Origin of the sequence: Pseudosulfitobacter sp. SM2401, assembly GCF_042932805.1 — a bacterium.
In the GTDB taxonomy this organism is placed as follows: domain Bacteria; phylum Pseudomonadota; class Alphaproteobacteria; order Rhodobacterales; family Rhodobacteraceae; genus Ascidiaceihabitans.
This window is the reverse complement of sequence record NZ_CP170633.1, coordinates 1,863,765-1,879,736: the sequence shown is the minus strand read 5'-3', so window position 1 is coordinate 1,879,736 and position 15,972 is coordinate 1,863,765. Positions and strand designations below refer to the sequence as shown.

General features: G+C 56.7%; 14 protein-coding genes and 1 pseudogene. 9 read left to right on the top strand and 6 right to left on the bottom strand.

Annotated elements, in window-relative coordinates; genetic code table 11:
• Positions 1 to 22 precede the first annotated feature (22 nt).
• The 3 genes from ACFIO0_RS09285 (at position 23) to uvrA (ending at position 4,684) form a co-directional block, all read left to right on the top strand.
• Positions 23 to 583: a methyltransferase domain-containing protein gene (locus ACFIO0_RS09285; protein WP_390915060.1), complete on the top strand. Its 561-nt coding sequence runs from the start codon at positions 23 to 25 to the stop codon at positions 581 to 583.
• Positions 580 to 1,743 carry an MFS transporter gene (locus ACFIO0_RS09280; protein WP_390915058.1) on the top strand — a complete coding sequence of 388 codons (1,164 nt, stop codon included), beginning with the start codon at positions 580 to 582 and terminating at the stop codon, positions 1,741 to 1,743. Before ACFIO0_RS09285 ends, ACFIO0_RS09280 begins: the two co-directional genes overlap by 4 nt.
• A 79-nt stretch (positions 1,744 to 1,822) precedes the next feature.
• A complete protein-coding gene (gene uvrA / locus ACFIO0_RS09275; RefSeq protein WP_390915057.1) occupies positions 1,823 to 4,684 on the top strand; it encodes an excinuclease ABC subunit UvrA in 2,862 nt (953 codons plus the stop codon).
• Between the two features lie 6 nt (positions 4,685 to 4,690).
• Here uvrA and ACFIO0_RS09270 read toward each other — a convergent pair whose 3' ends face one another.
• From ACFIO0_RS09270 to ACFIO0_RS09255, 4 genes and pseudogenes are all read right to left on the bottom strand, one after another.
• Complete coding sequence (locus ACFIO0_RS09270; RefSeq protein WP_390915056.1) at positions 4,691 to 6,265, bottom strand: Hint domain-containing protein; 1,575 nt, start codon at positions 6,263 to 6,265, stop codon at positions 4,691 to 4,693.
• 279 nt (positions 6,266 to 6,544) lie between these two features.
• The gene (mmsB, locus tag ACFIO0_RS09265; protein WP_390915311.1) at positions 6,545 to 7,417 is read right to left on the bottom strand and encodes a 3-hydroxyisobutyrate dehydrogenase; all 873 of its coding nucleotides are present in this window, start codon (positions 7,415 to 7,417) and stop codon (positions 6,545 to 6,547) included.
• Positions 7,418 to 7,507: 90 nt separating this feature from the next.
• A pseudogene (locus ACFIO0_RS09260) lies at positions 7,508 to 8,455 on the bottom strand (enoyl-CoA hydratase/isomerase family protein); the annotation flags it as partial.
• 12 nt (positions 8,456 to 8,467) lie between these two features.
• A complete protein-coding gene (locus ACFIO0_RS09255) occupies positions 8,468 to 9,610 on the bottom strand; it encodes an acyl-CoA dehydrogenase family protein (RefSeq protein ID WP_390915055.1) in 1,143 nt (380 codons plus the stop codon).
• Positions 9,611 to 9,773: 163 nt separating this feature from the next.
• Between ACFIO0_RS09255 and ACFIO0_RS09250 the strand changes: the two genes are divergently transcribed.
• Genes ACFIO0_RS09250 through ACFIO0_RS09240 form a run of 3 tightly spaced genes read left to right on the top strand, consistent with a single transcriptional unit; the run spans position 9,774 to position 11,204 of the window.
• Positions 9,774 to 10,187: a hypothetical protein gene (locus ACFIO0_RS09250; RefSeq protein ID WP_390915054.1), complete on the top strand. Its 414-nt coding sequence runs from the start codon at positions 9,774 to 9,776 to the stop codon at positions 10,185 to 10,187.
• Positions 10,188 to 10,217: 30 nt separating this feature from the next.
• Positions 10,218 to 10,883: a metallophosphoesterase gene (locus ACFIO0_RS09245; protein WP_390915053.1), complete on the top strand. Its 666-nt coding sequence runs from the start codon at positions 10,218 to 10,220 to the stop codon at positions 10,881 to 10,883.
• Between the two features lie 24 nt (positions 10,884 to 10,907).
• A complete protein-coding gene (locus ACFIO0_RS09240) occupies positions 10,908 to 11,204 on the top strand; it encodes a hypothetical protein (RefSeq protein ID WP_390915052.1) in 297 nt (98 codons plus the stop codon).
• 59 nt (positions 11,205 to 11,263) lie between these two features.
• Here ACFIO0_RS09240 and ACFIO0_RS09235 read toward each other — a convergent pair whose 3' ends face one another.
• Entirely contained in the window at positions 11,264 to 12,763 is a 1,500-nt protein-coding gene (locus tag ACFIO0_RS09235; protein WP_390915051.1) for a CoA-acylating methylmalonate-semialdehyde dehydrogenase, read from the bottom strand.
• A 109-nt stretch (positions 12,764 to 12,872) separates the two neighbouring features.
• Between ACFIO0_RS09235 and ACFIO0_RS09230 the strand changes: the two genes are divergently transcribed.
• The 3 genes from ACFIO0_RS09230 (at position 12,873) to coaD (ending at position 14,837) form a co-directional block, all read left to right on the top strand.
• The gene (locus tag ACFIO0_RS09230; RefSeq protein ID WP_390915050.1) at positions 12,873 to 13,775 is read left to right on the top strand and encodes a LysR substrate-binding domain-containing protein; all 903 of its coding nucleotides are present in this window, start codon (positions 12,873 to 12,875) and stop codon (positions 13,773 to 13,775) included.
• A gap of 54 nt (positions 13,776 to 13,829) precedes the next feature.
• Positions 13,830 to 14,264, top strand: a complete 435-nt coding sequence (locus ACFIO0_RS09225; protein WP_390915049.1) for a CBS domain-containing protein — start codon at positions 13,830 to 13,832, stop codon at positions 14,262 to 14,264.
• A gap of 81 nt (positions 14,265 to 14,345) precedes the next feature.
• The gene (coaD, locus tag ACFIO0_RS09220) at positions 14,346 to 14,837 is read left to right on the top strand and encodes a pantetheine-phosphate adenylyltransferase (protein ID WP_390915048.1); all 492 of its coding nucleotides are present in this window, start codon (positions 14,346 to 14,348) and stop codon (positions 14,835 to 14,837) included.
• A gap of 78 nt (positions 14,838 to 14,915) precedes the next feature.
• Here coaD and gap read toward each other — a convergent pair whose 3' ends face one another.
• Positions 14,916 to 15,920: a type I glyceraldehyde-3-phosphate dehydrogenase gene (gene gap, locus ACFIO0_RS09215; RefSeq protein ID WP_390915047.1), complete on the bottom strand. Its 1,005-nt coding sequence runs from the start codon at positions 15,918 to 15,920 to the stop codon at positions 14,916 to 14,918.
• Positions 15,921 to 15,972 lie beyond the last annotated feature (52 nt).

Below are 15,972 nucleotides of genomic sequence, written 5' to 3'. Positions count from 1 at the left end.
GGCGCAACGAAAGACGCGCCCCATGCCGAGCCTGAACCGCATCGTGATGCAACGATCCAGCCGCCAAATGATCCAAGAGCTGGACCCACCATCACTGGATGTGGCGGAAGTTTCGGGCAAATGGGGGCAGGTGTTCAATTTCAAAAGCTACAGACGCTTTTTGTACCCCAAACACGACATCTGCACGGGCCCGTATCTGGATGACGACGGCAAGCCGCTAAAATTTGATTTAATTATGGCCAATCAAGTGTGGGAACATCTTGATCGCCCCTACGGTGCCGTCAAAAATGTGCGCCGGATGTTAAAAAAGGGCGGGCATTTCTGGATCGCAGTGCCATTTTTTGTGCCGTTTCACGCAGCCCCAATGGACAATTCACGCTGGTCCGCACGCGGGCTAAAGAACTTGTTGATCGAGGCAGGCTTTGCCGAAGACGCGATTGTCGCGGAGCAATGGGGCAACCGCGAAACCGCTGCGCGCAATCTGGAACGTCCCTGGCCCCCTGATTTTGAAGCAAAAAGAGATGTGTTGGACAATGATCCCAAAATGCCAATCTGTTCTTGGGCGATGGCACGAAAAACATGACCTCTGAAAGAACACCTTTTGTGTTGATCTTTTTGTTGTGGGGGGCGGGATTGGGTGCGGCCGCGCAATACGCCAAAGTCAGCGTGGTTTTTGACCAACTGCCGCAGCTTTACCCGAACGCAGGTGCGCTGATCGGTTTTGCGGTGTCATTGGTCGGGTTTTTGGGCATTATTTTTGGTGTTGTCGCCGGGGTGCTCGTGGCCCAAATCCGGTATCGGCGTGCCCTGATTTGCGCGTTGTGGCTGGGCGCTGCTGTGTCCGCTGTACAAGCGTTCGTGCCGCCGTTCGAGTGGTTCCTGGTCTCGCGCGCAATCGAAGGTTTGTCGCATTTGGCCATGGTCGTCGCGGCCCCAACTCTGATCGCCCAACTTAGCGCGCCAAAGGATCGCGGGTTCACGTTAACCCTTTGGGGGACATTCTTTGGTGTCGCGTTCGCTGTGCTGGCATGGGCCGGGTTGCCCTTGGTCGATGCGTTAGGCGTACCAGCACTATTCGCCGCACACGCGATCTATATGGCTGTTTTTGCAAGCATTTTGTCGCTTGTACTGACCAAAGGAATCGGAGGCGCGCAACCTGATCCGGTCTCTTTTTCTGCGATCCTCAAGCGCCATGCGGTGATATACAAATCTGCCAGCATCGCGGCACCCGGCCTTGGATGGCTGTTTTACACCTTCTGTTTCGTTTCGGTTTTAACTGTTCTGCCGCCGTTCATCCCAGAAGAATCCCGCGTTTGGGTCATGGGGGCGATGCCCTTGGCATCCATCGTCAGTTCGATGACATTGGGGGTTTATTTGTTACGGCATGTGACGGCTGTTCGCGTTGTCATCATTGGCTTTTCCAGCAGCGCGCTGTGTATGGTGTGGCTGTGGATTAACCCCGGTGCGCCATTTGCATGCGTCGCCTTGGCTGCCTGTTTGGGATTGATCCAGGGGGCCAGTTTCGCCGCTGTGCCGCAGTTGAACGACAGCGCCTCATCCCAAGCGCAGGCCAACGGCGCAATGGCGCAGATGGGCAACCTCGGCAATACCATCGGCACTCCGATCATGGTCGCCGCATTGGCATTGCTGGGTTACGCGGCCTTGCCGATCTTTGTGGGCATCGCGCTGATCGCAGGACTTTGTGTACACCTTGCCTTGGGGCAGATGCGCAAAACCGGGTGATGTTCGCGATGTGTTCTCATTTTTCCATTGGAGAATCCTACAGACCAAACTATGTCTAAACCGTTAATGGGGGCGTCTGATGGCTGAGCTGAAAAATATCGAAGTGCGCGGTGCACGCGAGCACAATTTGAAAAACATCGATGTGGACATTCCACGCGATCAATTGGTGGTGATTACGGGCTTGTCGGGATCCGGAAAATCGAGCCTCGCGTTTGATACGATCTATGCCGAAGGGCAGCGTCGCTACGTTGAATCTCTGTCGGCTTATGCCCGTCAATTCCTTGATATGATGCAGAAACCTGACGTGGATCACATCAGTGGATTGTCGCCGGCAATTTCGATTGAACAGAAAACTACGTCAAAAAACCCGCGCTCGACTGTGGGTACAGTCACCGAAATTTACGACTATATGCGTCTGTTGTTTGCGCGCGCTGGTACGCCGTATTCGCCCGCGACAGGCAAGCCGATTGAGGCGCAACAAGTCCAGGACATGGTCGATCGTACCATGACGATGGAGGACGGAACGCGCGCCTTTTTGCTGGCTCCGATCATTCGCGATCGCAAAGGCGAGTACCGCAAAGAATTTCTTGAGCTGCGCAAACAAGGATTTCAGCGTGTCAAAGTTGACGGCGAATTCTACGATCTGGACGAGCCACCGACGCTGGACAAGAAATTCCGCCACGACATCGACGTTGTTGTGGACCGTATTGTGGTGCGTGAAGGGCTGGAAACGCGGCTGGCTGACAGCCTGCGCACCGCCCTTGATCTGGCCGATGGCATTGCGATTATCGAAACTGCTCCGGCTGAAGGTGACCCCGTTCGCACGACGTTTTCCGAGAAATTTGCCTGCCCGGTCAGCGGCTTCACCATCCCCGAGATCGAGCCACGCCTGTTCTCGTTTAACGCCCCGTTTGGCGCATGCCCTGATTGCGACGGGTTAGGGGTCGAGCTGTTTTTCGACGAACGGTTGGTTGTTCCTGACCAAACGCTCAAGGTTTATGACGGCGCACTTGCCCCATGGCGCAAAGGTAAAAGCCCGTATTTCCTGCAAACCATCGAGGCCATCGCCAAGCATTACGAATTCGATCCGCAAACCAAATGGAAAGACCTGCCAGCCCATGTGCAACAGGTGTTTCTCTACGGTTCTGGTGACGAAGAATTGCCGTTCCGCTATGACGAAGGGGGCCGCGTTTACGAAGTCACTCGCGTCTTTGAAGGGGTCATTCCCAACATGGAACGGCGCTATCGCGAGACCGACAGCAACTGGATTCGCGAAGAGTTCGAGCGCTACCAAAACAACCGTCATTGCGGCACCTGCGAAGGCAATCGCCTGCGCGCAGAGGCCTTGGCCGTCAAGATCGCAGGCTTGCACGCAGGCGACGTCGTCAAGATGTCGATCCGTGATGCAGCTGACTGGTGCGACACGGTTCCAGAGCATCTGAGTGCACAGAAAAACGAGATCGCAAAAGCCATTCTCAAGGAAATTCGCGAACGTCTTGGGTTTCTAAATAATGTTGGTTTAGAGTATCTTACGTTGTCACGTGCAAGTGGCACGTTAAGTGGTGGCGAAAGCCAGCGTATCCGTTTGGCCAGTCAGATTGGCTCTGGCCTAACAGGCGTTCTTTACGTCCTTGATGAGCCGTCCATCGGCCTGCACCAACGCGACAATGACCGCCTGCTTGAGACGCTCAAAAACCTGCGCGACCAAGGCAACACGGTGATCGTGGTTGAGCATGACGAGGAAGCCATTCGCGAGGCAGATTACGTGTTCGACATTGGTCCCGGAGCCGGTGTGCACGGCGGTCAGGTCGTCAGCCACGGCACGCCTGATGTGGTCGCCAACGACCCCAATTCGCTGACGGGTCAATATCTGACAGGTACGCGTGAAATTCCAATCCCCGCGACCCGTCGCAAAGGCAAGAAAAAGTCGGTCAAAGTTGTCAAAGCCACTGGGAATAACCTGAAAAAAGTGACTGTGGAATTCCCGCTAGGGCAGTTTGTGTGCGTCACGGGCGTTTCGGGCGGGGGCAAATCCACGCTCACAATCGAGACGTTGTTCAAGACCGCGTCGATGAACCTGAACGGCGCACGCCAGACGCCGGCGCCGTGCGAAACCATCAAGGGGCTCGAACATCTGGATAAGGTGATCGACATCGATCAACGCGCCATCGGGCGCACGCCGCGATCCAATCCTGCGACCTACACCGGGGCCTTCACGCCGATCCGCGATTGGTTCGCGGGCCTGCCGGAATCCAAGGCGCGTGGCTACAAGCCCGGTCGCTTTAGTTTCAACGTCAAAGGTGGGCGTTGCGAGGCATGTCAGGGCGACGGCGTCATCAAAATCGAGATGCACTTTTTGCCCGATGTTTACGTCGAATGTGAAACCTGTCGGGGCGCGCGCTACAACCGTGAAACGCTTGAAGTTCGCTTTAAAGGCAAAAGCATAGCAGACGTTCTTAACATGACAGTCGAGGACGCGCAGACGTTTTTCACCGCTGTTCCATCGATCCGCGACAAGATGGATGCGTTGATGCGTGTGGGCCTCGGCTACATCAAAGTCGGGCAACAGGCGACGACCCTTTCGGGGGGCGAAGCGCAGCGCGTCAAGCTGTCCAAAGAGCTTGCCAAACGGTCCACCGGACGCACGTTGTACATCTTGGACGAACCGACCACGGGCCTGCATTTTGAGGATGTGCGCAAGCTGCTTGAGGTGCTGCACGAACTGGTCGATCAGGGCAATTCGGTGATCGTGATTGAACACAATCTGGACGTTGTGAAAACCGCGGACCACATCATCGACATCGGGCCCGAAGGCGGCGATGGCGGCGGCACAGTGGTTGCAACCGGCACGCCTGAAAAGGTCGCGACAGTCGAGGCAAGCCACACAGGCCGCTATCTCAAAGAAATGCTGAAGCCCAAGAAAAAGGTCGCAGCAAAGTAACTTAGCCTAAGCGGCGAGGGCGGCCAACAACGGGGCCGCTTCGCGTGATTTGATAATCGCGCGCGCCGCTTGGCTGTACCCTGATCCGTCTGGTGCCATTTTCGGGAACAGCTGTAGGATTTCGGCCTGGGTTTGCCGATCAAACCCTTTCATCGTGCTGGGCCCCGGCAGATAGCTTTCGCATTCCACCCCGTTTGCACACACGATTTGGTGGCGATCAAACATCATGTGATAATAGGTGACGCGGGTCAGCGTAGTGTCCGGGCGCACGCTTAGGTCGTTCAAAAGGTCCTTGGCTTTGACCAAAACCTCAAGTTCGCCAAACAATAATTCTGACCAATAGCCTTCGACCAAAATGCGATGCTGGGGCGACAAAAGCAAATCTTGGGTTGCTCCAAACTGTCCTTTGCGCAGGCGGATCGGCTGATGATCAGCTGCTGCGCGCACCGATCGATTGCCAATCCAACGGATCGGTTGGGGGCCATCATCACGCGTCAAAATCAGCGATCCTGTGTGCAAATCCTCAACCTTAACAAAGCCTTCTGTGGTTTCGATCAACGTACCCTTAGCAAAGCAGGGCACTTGATTAACCTCGACCAAAGCCGTGTCCGTGTTGCCAATTTCATCCTCGATCGAGTAGTTGAAATAGACGGTTTCCGCATTCGCATCCCCGACAATTTCGAACGTGCCATCGGCCAATAATGTGATCTGCTGGCCTGTCGCCAAGGTCACCGTGGTGCCGACGACAACAGGCGTGCCGTTGATGTGGGTCACTGTCAACAGACCGCCAGTCGAGCTGTCGTTGTCCAGCACATCGAGGATTTTGGTGTCGTTATGGCCCATGTTGACGCTGTCATCTTGGGCAACAATCGTGGATTGGACCGATCCGCCGGCGATCAGCAGGTTGGTGTCGTAGTTGCTGTCACCCACATCCGCGACGCCGATTTTCAGGGTGTTCAGGTCGCCTGGAATGACGGTGGCCACAAAGGTTAATGTGACAGTGAACCCGTCCATTTCGGTATTGTAGGCGTCGCCTGTGTTGTCGAGATAGATGTTCTCGGTTTCGCCGCCGTTGATGTTACCGATCGATGCTGTGCCGTCGCCGACGCTGACCTGGGCCAGTTGCCCGTTAACCCAAACGCCGATCACGTCGTTGTACTGCGAGTTGGCAAATTCCGGATATTCCTCGGAACTCAGTACAAAATCGATGGTGATCGTGTCGCCTGTTGGGTAAAAACCGACCTCAAGAAAGGCCGCATCGTTTGTCGCCGCACCGGCTAAGGTGGTGAAATCCCCATCTGTGTTGCCCGCAGTGTTTGTGCTGGTGCCGGTGTTCTGGTTGGTGTTCGTAGTGCCATCCGAATTGGTGAAATCAGCGACATATCCGGTCGACAAAATCACACCAGTGTCGCCCGGCGTGGCCTCGTTCGAGATCGCATCGCCGTTCGTGTAAATACCCGAGGACAGCGCATCGCCCGTGTAGGAGGCTGAGTCCACAAGGATCCCGTCGCCGAAAATCTCGTTGGCCATAGCCATGGCATCAGCTGTGCTGTCGATGGGTAGTTCTGTCGCTGTCGGCATCTTAACCTCAAATTCATCGCCACATAAACGGCGTTCGAGGTCGAAATTGCCTGATCAATCGGGCAAGGCTGGGATCAGATTGTGAACATTTATCGAAAACTGTCCGTATTGTCGGGTTTTTCGCAACAATAGATTTAGTGTTTTGAAATTAAATGGTTTTTCAAGGAATCGTCACCTGACTGAAAGCAAAAAATGGGCGCTCAGCAGGCCCATTGTGTTGATTTTGACATCTTTAAACCTGTATTGCCACAATCGACATGGGTGATTGCAACCTAAGGTTCATCCGCGATCTCGGGCCTCAAAGCGCGGCAGCATCGCGCTGAAATCCTTGCCCAATCCGCCTTCGTTTTCGACAAACTGTTTGTACAGCGCCAGTGCCAGCGCGCCCATGGGCGTGTCCGCGTTGGCAGCCTCTGCCGCTTGTTGGCTTAACCCAAGGTCTTTTAGCATCAACTCAGCGGCAAAGCCGGGGGTGTAATCGTTGTCCGCAGGGCTGTTTGGCCCGACACCCGGGGCAGGGCAGTAGGCGTTCATCGACCAGCTGTAACCAGAGGATGTCGACACAACGTCGAACATCTTTTGACGGTCCAGCCCCAGCTTGTCAGCCAAAGAGAATGCCTCGCAGGTTGCGATCATCGTTGCGCCCAAGATCATGTTATTGCAGATCTTTGCAGCTTGGCCTGCGCCGGAGTCACCGCAATGCACGGCCTTTTGCCCCATGATTTCAAACAATGGCTGCACCTTGGCAAAGCCCGCGTCGAACCCACCGGCCATAAAGGTTAACGTCCCACCTGCCGCGCCGCCAATGCCGCCTGACACAGGGGCATCGACCGCCAACAAACCGGCGGCCGCCGCGTCTGTGGCTACAGCGCGCGCGCTTTCCACATCAACGGTTGAACAGTCGAGCAAGGTCGCGCCCGCTTGCATTGCCGCGATCACTTCGGCTGCGACGGATCGCAGGATCGCGCCATTTGGCAGCATTGTGATGACAACATCCGCGCCGGCTGCCGCCTCGACCGCATTCGCCGCGACGGTGACGCCTTGCGCCGTTGTGCCTGCTGGATCAAAGCCGCTGACGTTGTGCCCTGCTGCTGCCAAATTGGCCGCCATTGGTGCGCCCATGTTGCCCAACCCGATAAAGCCGATGTTCATGCCGTTTCCTTTTAATTCAAGCGCCAAATCACCCAGAGGCATCAGCATTTTGGACACGGCCATCGGTGGCACGTTCCCATCTGCGAATTGCCATTTGGGCTTGCGATCTTTGTCAATGATAGCGGCACGGATGCCTTCGATAAAGTCACCATGTTCCATCGCTCGGGCGGTGAACCGGTATTCAAGGTCCAACGCTTTTGCCATGCTGATCGACTGACCACGCAGGCGGCTGAGCATTTCGAATGTGCAGGCCATCGATAGAGGGCTGTTGCGGCGCATGGCCTTCAGCGTCTTGTTTGCAAAGTCGCTGTCATCACTTTGCAAAGTGGTCAGCACATCGCCAAGCGTCGCCCCGTGAAAGTGGCGATTTATGTCATCCATCTGGGCTTGGATCGGGCCAATTTCGGCGGGAGTCTCCCCGATCAGAATGTCAGCATCACCAGTTGTCTCAAGCGCCTCGATCAATGCGGGCCACTTTAGCTCTGGTATGTAGAGGTCTGCAAAGCCTGCAAAAATTGCATCCGATGCATTCATGCGCGACGCCGTTGTGCCAAGGTATTCGCCAAGCCGCTCGGGGGCCAGCGCCAGCATCAAAGACCCACCGACATCAGGCACCAGACCAATGCCAACCTCGGGCATCGCGATCTGGCTGGTGTCGCCGACCACGCGGTGCGATCCGTGACAGCCAATGCCAACGCCGCCACCCATGGTGAACCCTTGCAGGAAACTGACCACCGGTTTCGGGTACTCAAACAGCTTGGCGTTCAGGCGGTATTCATCCGCCCAAAACGTCTGCCCATAGCTGAAATCGCCCTTCAGTCCCGTCGCGTACAGGTCTGCAATGTCGCCACCGGAACAGAACGCGCGGTCGCCTTCGGCGTCCAAAACCACGACGCGAACCGCATCGTCATCGCGCCATGCGTCCAGCGCGGCCTCGATCGCGAGGCACATCTCGTAGGTCATGGCGTTCAACGCTTGGGGGCGCTGCAACGTGATCCGACCGGCGTGACCGGTTATACGGATTGAAATATCGCTCATCCTGTCGGTTCCTTAGCGGTTTTTTAGCATGTCACGGGCGACGATCACGCGCATGATTTCGTTGGTGCCTTCAAGGATTTGATGTACTCGCAAATCGCGCACCAGTTTTTCGATCCCGTAATCCGCAAGGTAGCCATAACCGCCGTGCAATTGCAGGCATTGATCAACGATTTTGCTGCCTGCGTCGGTCACGAATTTCTTGGCCATCGCGCAGAATTTCGTCGCATCGGGCGCGCCGGTGTCCAGTTTCCATGCGGCGTGGCGCAGAAAGGTACGGGCGGCTTGCAGTTCAATTTCCATGTCAGCAAGGCGCCATTGCAGCCCTTGGAATTGGTCGATGGATTGGCCAAAGGCTTTGCGTTCGCCCATGTAGGCCAACGTCGTGGTTAACGCGGTTTGCGCGGCACCAATCGAGCAGGCGGCGATGTTCAAGCGACCCCCATCCAGCCCCATCATTGCGTATTTGAACCCGCGGCCTTCGTCGCCGATCAGGTTCGCAGCATCGATTTGGCAGTCGTCAAATTGGACCTGCGCTGTGGGTTGTGACCGCCAGCCCATTTTGTCCTCTAGCGCGCCAAAACTCAGGCCCGCTGCACCGTCTTCGACCAACATCGCAGACACGCCTTTTGCGCCATCTTCGCCGGTGCGCACCATGCAAACGTAGGCGTCCGAATAACCGCCACCGGAAATAAATGCTTTGGTACCGTTCAGCGTGTAGCCTTCGTTTGTGCGGGCCGCGCGGGTTTTCAACGCAGACGCATCAGAGCCTGACCCCGGTTCGGTCAGCGCATAGCTGAGCACGGTTTTCATCGTCAAAACGTCGGGCATAACGCGTGATTTCAATTCATCGCTGCCAAAGCTGTCGATCATTTTGGCGCACATGTTGTGGATCGACAGGAACGCGGCGACCGACGGGCAAGCCATCGACAAGGCCTCGAACACCATCGTTGCGTCGAGGCGTGACAGCCCCGCGCCGCCGCCGTCTTCGGACACGTAAAGCCCACCAAATCCCAATGCGCCAACCTCTGGCCAGAGCGTTTTGGGGATCGTACCGTCGGCCTCCCATTGGCGTGCAAAAGGCGCGATGTTGTCTTGGCCAAAACTGTGGGCCATGTCGAAAATCGCGGTTTGTTCTTCGCTTAGTGCAAAATCCATTTGGGTGCCTCGCGGTAGGAATGTGTCGAATTGAACATGTGTTAAATTCTGAAAGTTTCGAGAATGTTGCAAGCCCAAAGCACACATGCAAGGCGTCGCGCATAAGTTAAGTTTGTATTTCGGGGCGCATATTTCCGCTGGATCCCTTTTTAAGGAACATTTGATGAAAGTATTTCAAACGATGCTTGCCGCGTTTGCGCTGACAGGCCTGGGCAGTGCAGGGGCGACGGCGCAGCACGCTTGGGTTCAATACGACGGTTTGGGCAAAACGCAGGCGCGTTTGATTGTACCCAAGGGCGCAAACGGGGCCACGATGTGCCCCGATCTCACGCATGACGCAGGCACAGTTTCACTGACGTTGCGCAGCGATATGGCCCCCGCTAATTTCGACGAAATCCGCGTGTGTGTTGGTGCGGTTGACGCCAGCATGGCGAACCTGACTGTGGCAGGCATCAGCTTGCCCACGCCAACCTCATCACCACAAAAAGTGGCGGTGGTCGGGGACACAGGCTGCCGCGTCAAAGGCGGCGATGTGCAAGACTGTGATGGGCTGAAGGCTGCCAAAGCCACGCCCTAAGCCACTGATACCTCAGAGGATTTAACCCTCGTGCGCCCGCCTTGGGACTACGTGGGCCTCGCCAATGCGACCGCCGCCCAGTCCCCCGATTTGCTGATCCACGTGGGCGACATGCACTACCGTGAATACGGATATTGCAGCACAAAGTGCGATCAGCGCACGGTTGGCTACAGCTGGATCAACTGGCAGGCTGACTCTTTCGCCCCCTCCAAAAAACTGTTCGCAGCGGCCCCAATGATCCCTGTGCGTGGCAATCACGAAGACTGCAGCCGCGCGTGGAACGGCTGGTTTGACCTGCTGGATCCGAACCCGATTGAGCTGACAGGTGATTGGCCCACCACATGTCCGGGCACGCTGGGCCAAAGCAGCCAGCCCAACACGCCAGTGGATGCAGGTGGCAACGATTGGAACTATACGCTGCCGTATCCTGTGGTGTTCGATGGTTTTCAGGTCATTGTCATGGACACATCGCGCATTGATCGTGACAGGCATCAGACCCCTGATCCCGCGATGGTCAAACAATACACTGCCGAATTCAGTGGCGTCGAATTGATCGCCAAAGAGGGAGGGACCAAGCCTGCGTGGCTGGTCACGCACCGTCCATTCTGGGCCGTCGCCAGCTGGGGTAATCCCAGCTACCCAAGCTTTGGCGCAACGGACAAAACCCTGCAACAGGCCTTGGCCGCCAGCGTTTGAAAAAAACTGCCCACGCAGATCAAGATGACGATGGCAGGGCACATTCACCTCGCCCAGCAGAAGGATCTGGACAACGGGCGCCCGACGCAATTGGTGTTTGGCAACGGCGGCACCAGCCGTGATCCTAGCCTGAAACAGGCGGACGGGTCGCTGCATGCCAAAGTTGGCAACATCGTAACCAGCCTTGGCGGTAACACCGGCACGTTTTTCACGTCGTATGATTTCAGCTTTGGGATCATCACACCAAAGACCGGCGCGTGGGCCGTCGATTTCCACGGCAAAGCCGGTAACGTGCTGCATTCGGCATCTGTTGCGACCTAACGAAAACGCCGCCGCAAGATCACTCCTGCGGCGGCGTTTTACCGTTTAGTCTGGTGCGATTATTCCATGACTGGAATTGAGAATTCGCCACCTTCTTTGATGCCTGAAGGCCAGCGCGCGGTCACAGTTTTGGTGCGCGTGTAGAATTTGAACGCGTCCGGTCCGTGCTGGTTCAAATCGCCAAACACCGATTTTTTCCAACCGCCAAACGTGTGATACGCCAGTGGCACAGGGATTGGCACGTTGATACCGACCATGCCGACGTTGATCCGGTTGGCAAAATCACGCGCTGCGTCGCCGTCGCGGGTAAAGATCGCGGTGCCGTTGCCGTATTCGTGGTCCATCGCCAAACCAATCGCTTCTTCGTAGCTTTGCGCGCGCACGCAGGTCAGAACGGGGCCGAAAATCTCGTGCTTGTAGATGTCCATGTCTTTGGTGGCTTTGTCGAACAAATGCGGCCCGACAAAGAAACCATCCTCATAGCCTTGCAACGAGAAATCGCGCCCGTCCACAACCAGTTCCGCGCCTTGATCGATACCGGTTTGCACCAGACGTTCGATGTTGGCCTTAGCCGCCGCCGTCACAACGGGCCCGTAATCGACGTCATTGCCTGAGGTGTATGGCCCGACTTTTAGCGCTTCGATGCGGGGCACCAGTTTGTCGATCAAACGATCTGCCGTGTCGTCACCAACCGGAACTGCCACCGAAATCGCCATGCAGCGTTCGCCTGCCGCACCGTAGCCCGCACCAATCAGCGCGTCTGCTGCTTGGTCCATGTCCGCGTCTGGCATGATGATCATGTGGTTTTTCGCGCCGCCAAAGCACTGCACGCGTTTGCCGTTCGCACAGCCCGTCGCATAAATGTATTCGGCGATTGGGGTCGATCCGACAAAGCCAACCGACTGGATCACGTCGTGGTGCAGGATTGCGTCGACCGCTTCTTTGTCACCGTTTACGACTTGCAGGATGCCTTTTGGCAGGCCCGCTTCCAGCATCAATTCGGCCAGCATAAGCGGCACAGACGGATCACGTTCGGACGGTTTCAGGATGAACGCGTTGCCACAGGCGATGGCTGGCGCAAACATCCACATCGGGATCATTGCCGGAAAGTTGAACGGCGTGATGCCAGCGGTGACACCCAAGGCTTGGCGCATGGAATACATGTCGATGCCGGGACCCGCGCTGTCGGTGTAATCACCTTTCAGCAGCTCAGGCGCGCCGATGCAATATTCGACCACTTCCAGCCCGCGCTGCACGTCACCGGCCGCATCTGGTAAGGTTTTGCCGTGCTCGCGCGACAAGGCCTCGGCCAGTTTATCCATGTTGTCGTTCAGCAGGCCGACGAATTTCATCATTACGCGGGCGCGGCGTTGTGGGTTTGTTGCGGCCCATTTTGGTTGTGCGGCGGTGGCGTGTTGCACCGCAATGTCCATTTCAGCAGCAGATGCGAGCGGGCATTGCGCCTGAACTTCGCCCGTGGCGGGGTTCATGACGTCGGCAAAACGGCCGGATGTGCCTTTGATGTGTTCGCCGTTGATAAAGTGTGTGAGTTCTTGCATGGAGGTCTCCCTTTGGAATTTGCCACACAGTACCCTTGCAAAAACGCAGGCAACAGAGGAAAGATACCAAAGTCGTTTTGCATTTTCGCAAAATGAACGGGAGCCTCACATGCACACCAACTGGGATGATCTGCGCCTGTTTCTTTCCGTCGCGCGCGAGGGTGGGCTGTCATCGGCAGGCAAACTGCTGCGCCTTGACCCGGCAACATTGGGGCGACGCATGGCGCGGCTCGAGGACGCCGTGGGCGCGGGACTGTTCGTGAAATCACCCCAAGGCTACGCGCTGACCGAAGCGGGGGCAGAACTGCTCGCGCGTGCTGAAACGGCTGAGGCTGCGATGCGCCTTGCCACCGCTAGCCTGCCGGATCACAGCGAAAGCCTAAAGGGGCAGATGCGCATCGGTGCGCCTGATGGCTGTGCGAACTACATCTTGCCGCAAGTTTGCGCGGCCCTGGCGCAGGACCACCCCGACCTAGATATCCAGATCGTCGCGCTGCCGCGTGTGTTTAACCTGTCGCGGCGCGAGGCGGATTTGGCGATTGGCGTCAGCGCACCCACCGCAGGGCGGCTGACTGTGCAGAAAATCACCGATTATTCCCTGCATCTGGCCGCCGCGCAAAGCTATCTGAAACGGCATGCGCCCATCAAAACCATCGAAGACCTCAGGGCGCACCGCATCGTCGGCTACATCCCCGACATGATTTTTGACCGCGAACTGGACTACCTTGCTGACATCGGCGTTGGGCGGGTGCCGCTGGCCAGCAATTCCGTCTCTGTCCAGCTGAACCTGCTGCGCCACGGCGGCGGCGTTGGCATTGTGCACGATTTCGCGCTGCCCTCGGCGCCGAAAGTCAAACGCATCCTGATGGATCATATCAGCCTCACCCGCAGCTTTTACCTGATCCGTCACGAGGATGACCGCCAGAACGCAAAACTTGCGCGATTTGCGGCTGAGCTGGGGGCAGGGGTGCGCGCGGAGGTTGCAAAATTACAAGCGGCAACCTTGACTTGATCGACCCTTTGCGGCGAGGCTGGGGGGACCACATCACAATTCACGAGGTCAGCCATGCAAGTCCACCAAATCCTGAAATCGAAATCCGATGATGCCGTTGTCACCGTAACGCCCGGCACGTCGATGTCGGATGCGGCAAAAATCCTTGGGGAACGACGGATCGGGGCGGTGGTGATTTCGCCTGACGGCAGCGAGGCGCAGGGCATTTTGTCAGAACGCGACATCGTGCGCGAAATCGGCAAGCAGGGGGCTGGCTGCCTTGAGAAAACCGTCGACGCCTACATGACGTCCAAGCTGGTCAGCTGCCAGCGCAGTGACCGGGCTGACGCGATCCTTGCCAAAATGACCGAAGGACGGTTTCGCCACATGCCGGTGATCGAAGACGGCGTGATGATCGGGCTGATCACGTTGGGCGACGTGGTCAAGGCGCGGCTGAGCGAACTTTCAATGGAAAAAGACGCGCTGCAAGGCATGATCATGGGGCACTAACGACGCTGCGGAACACCTGCTTGCATTTCGTAACGCAAAATGGTGGTTTGCATTAACGTCTTTAGAACTCGGAGCATACCCATGCGCGTCGGCCTATATCCCGGAACCTTCGATCCCATCACTTTGGGCCATATCGACATCATTCGTCGCGCCAGTGCGCTGGTAGATCGACTGGTGATCGGGGTCGCGATCAACCGCGACAAGGGGCCGCTTTTTAACCTTGAAGAGCGGGTGGCGATGATCGAGGCGGAATGCGCCAAACTGTCTGAACAGACGGGCACCGAGATCGTCGTGCATCCGTTCGAGAACCTTCTGATCAAATGTGCCGCAGACGTGAATGCGTCGCTGATCATCCGCGGTCTGCGGGCGGTTGCTGATTTTGAATACGAATATCAGATGGTTGGTATGAACCGTGCGTTGGACAACAGCATCGAGACGGTGTTTTTGATGGCCGAAGCCAAGCACCAGGCGATTGCGTCAAAGCTGGTGAAAGAGATCGCGCGCCTTGACGGTGACGTCAGTAAATTCGTGACGCCACTGGTGAATGAAGAACTGAAAAAGCGGCTTGGCTAGTTAGGGCATTGGTGGGCGACACCAGCGTGGTGGGCGACACCAGCGTGGTGGGCGGCACGCCCACCTTACCCACATTTTTTACAGGCACCTACCCAGTTTAGCAGCCGTATCCAGCATCCGGTTCGAGAACCCCCATTCGTTGTCGTACCATGCCATCACACGGATCATTGTGCCGTCCTGAACGTGGGTGCCGTCCAGCGCGACGGTCGAACTGTGCGGGTCGTGGTTGAAATCAACCGACACCAGAGGGCGGGATTCGACGGCCAGAATACGATCCATCGGACCGTTTGCAGCGGCGGAAAACGCTGCGTTGACCGCGTCAATGGTGGTGGCTGTTTTGACTTCAACTGTTAGATCTACGCAGGATACATTCGGCGTTGGAACGCGGATCGACGTGCCATACAGCTTGCCTGCCAAATGCGGCATCACCAGACCGATGGCCTTGGCCGCACCGGTGGATGTTGGAACCATCGACATTGCTGCTGCACGACCGCGGGCCAAATCAGAATTGGCGCGGTCATGGGTTGGCTGCCCGCCGGTGTAGGCGTGCACTGTCGTCATCGTGCCGCGCAAAATACCGAAATTATCGTCCAAAACCTTGGCGACAGGGGCCAGACAGTTCGTCGTGCACGACCCGTTTGAAGCGATGCGATCCCCGTCCGCGAGGATATCGTCGTTGACCCCGAACACGATGGTTTTGACGCCTTCGGATTTGGACGGAGCTGACATCAGCACCTTACTGGCGCCCGCTTTCAGGTACAGTTCGGCGGCGTCGGTGCTGCGGAAAATGCCGGTGCATTCCAGCGCCACATCAACGTCGTCCCATGCCAGTTTGTCGGGGCTACGTTCTGCGCTCACGCGGATCGGGCCGGTGCCCACGTCCAGCGTGTTTTCGCCCAGCGTGATCGGTGCGCGCAGACGTCCATGGACCGAGTCAAATTCCAGCAAGTGCGCGTTGGTTTCAAGCGGGGCCAGATCGTTGATCGCCACCACGCGAATATCATCGCGTCCGGATTCCAATAGCGCGCGCAGTACGTTGCGCCCAATGCGACCAAATCCGTTAATACCTACGTTAAGTGTCATGATCTGGTCCTTTTTGATGTAATGTTAACGCTAACAATTGCATTTTGGCGAT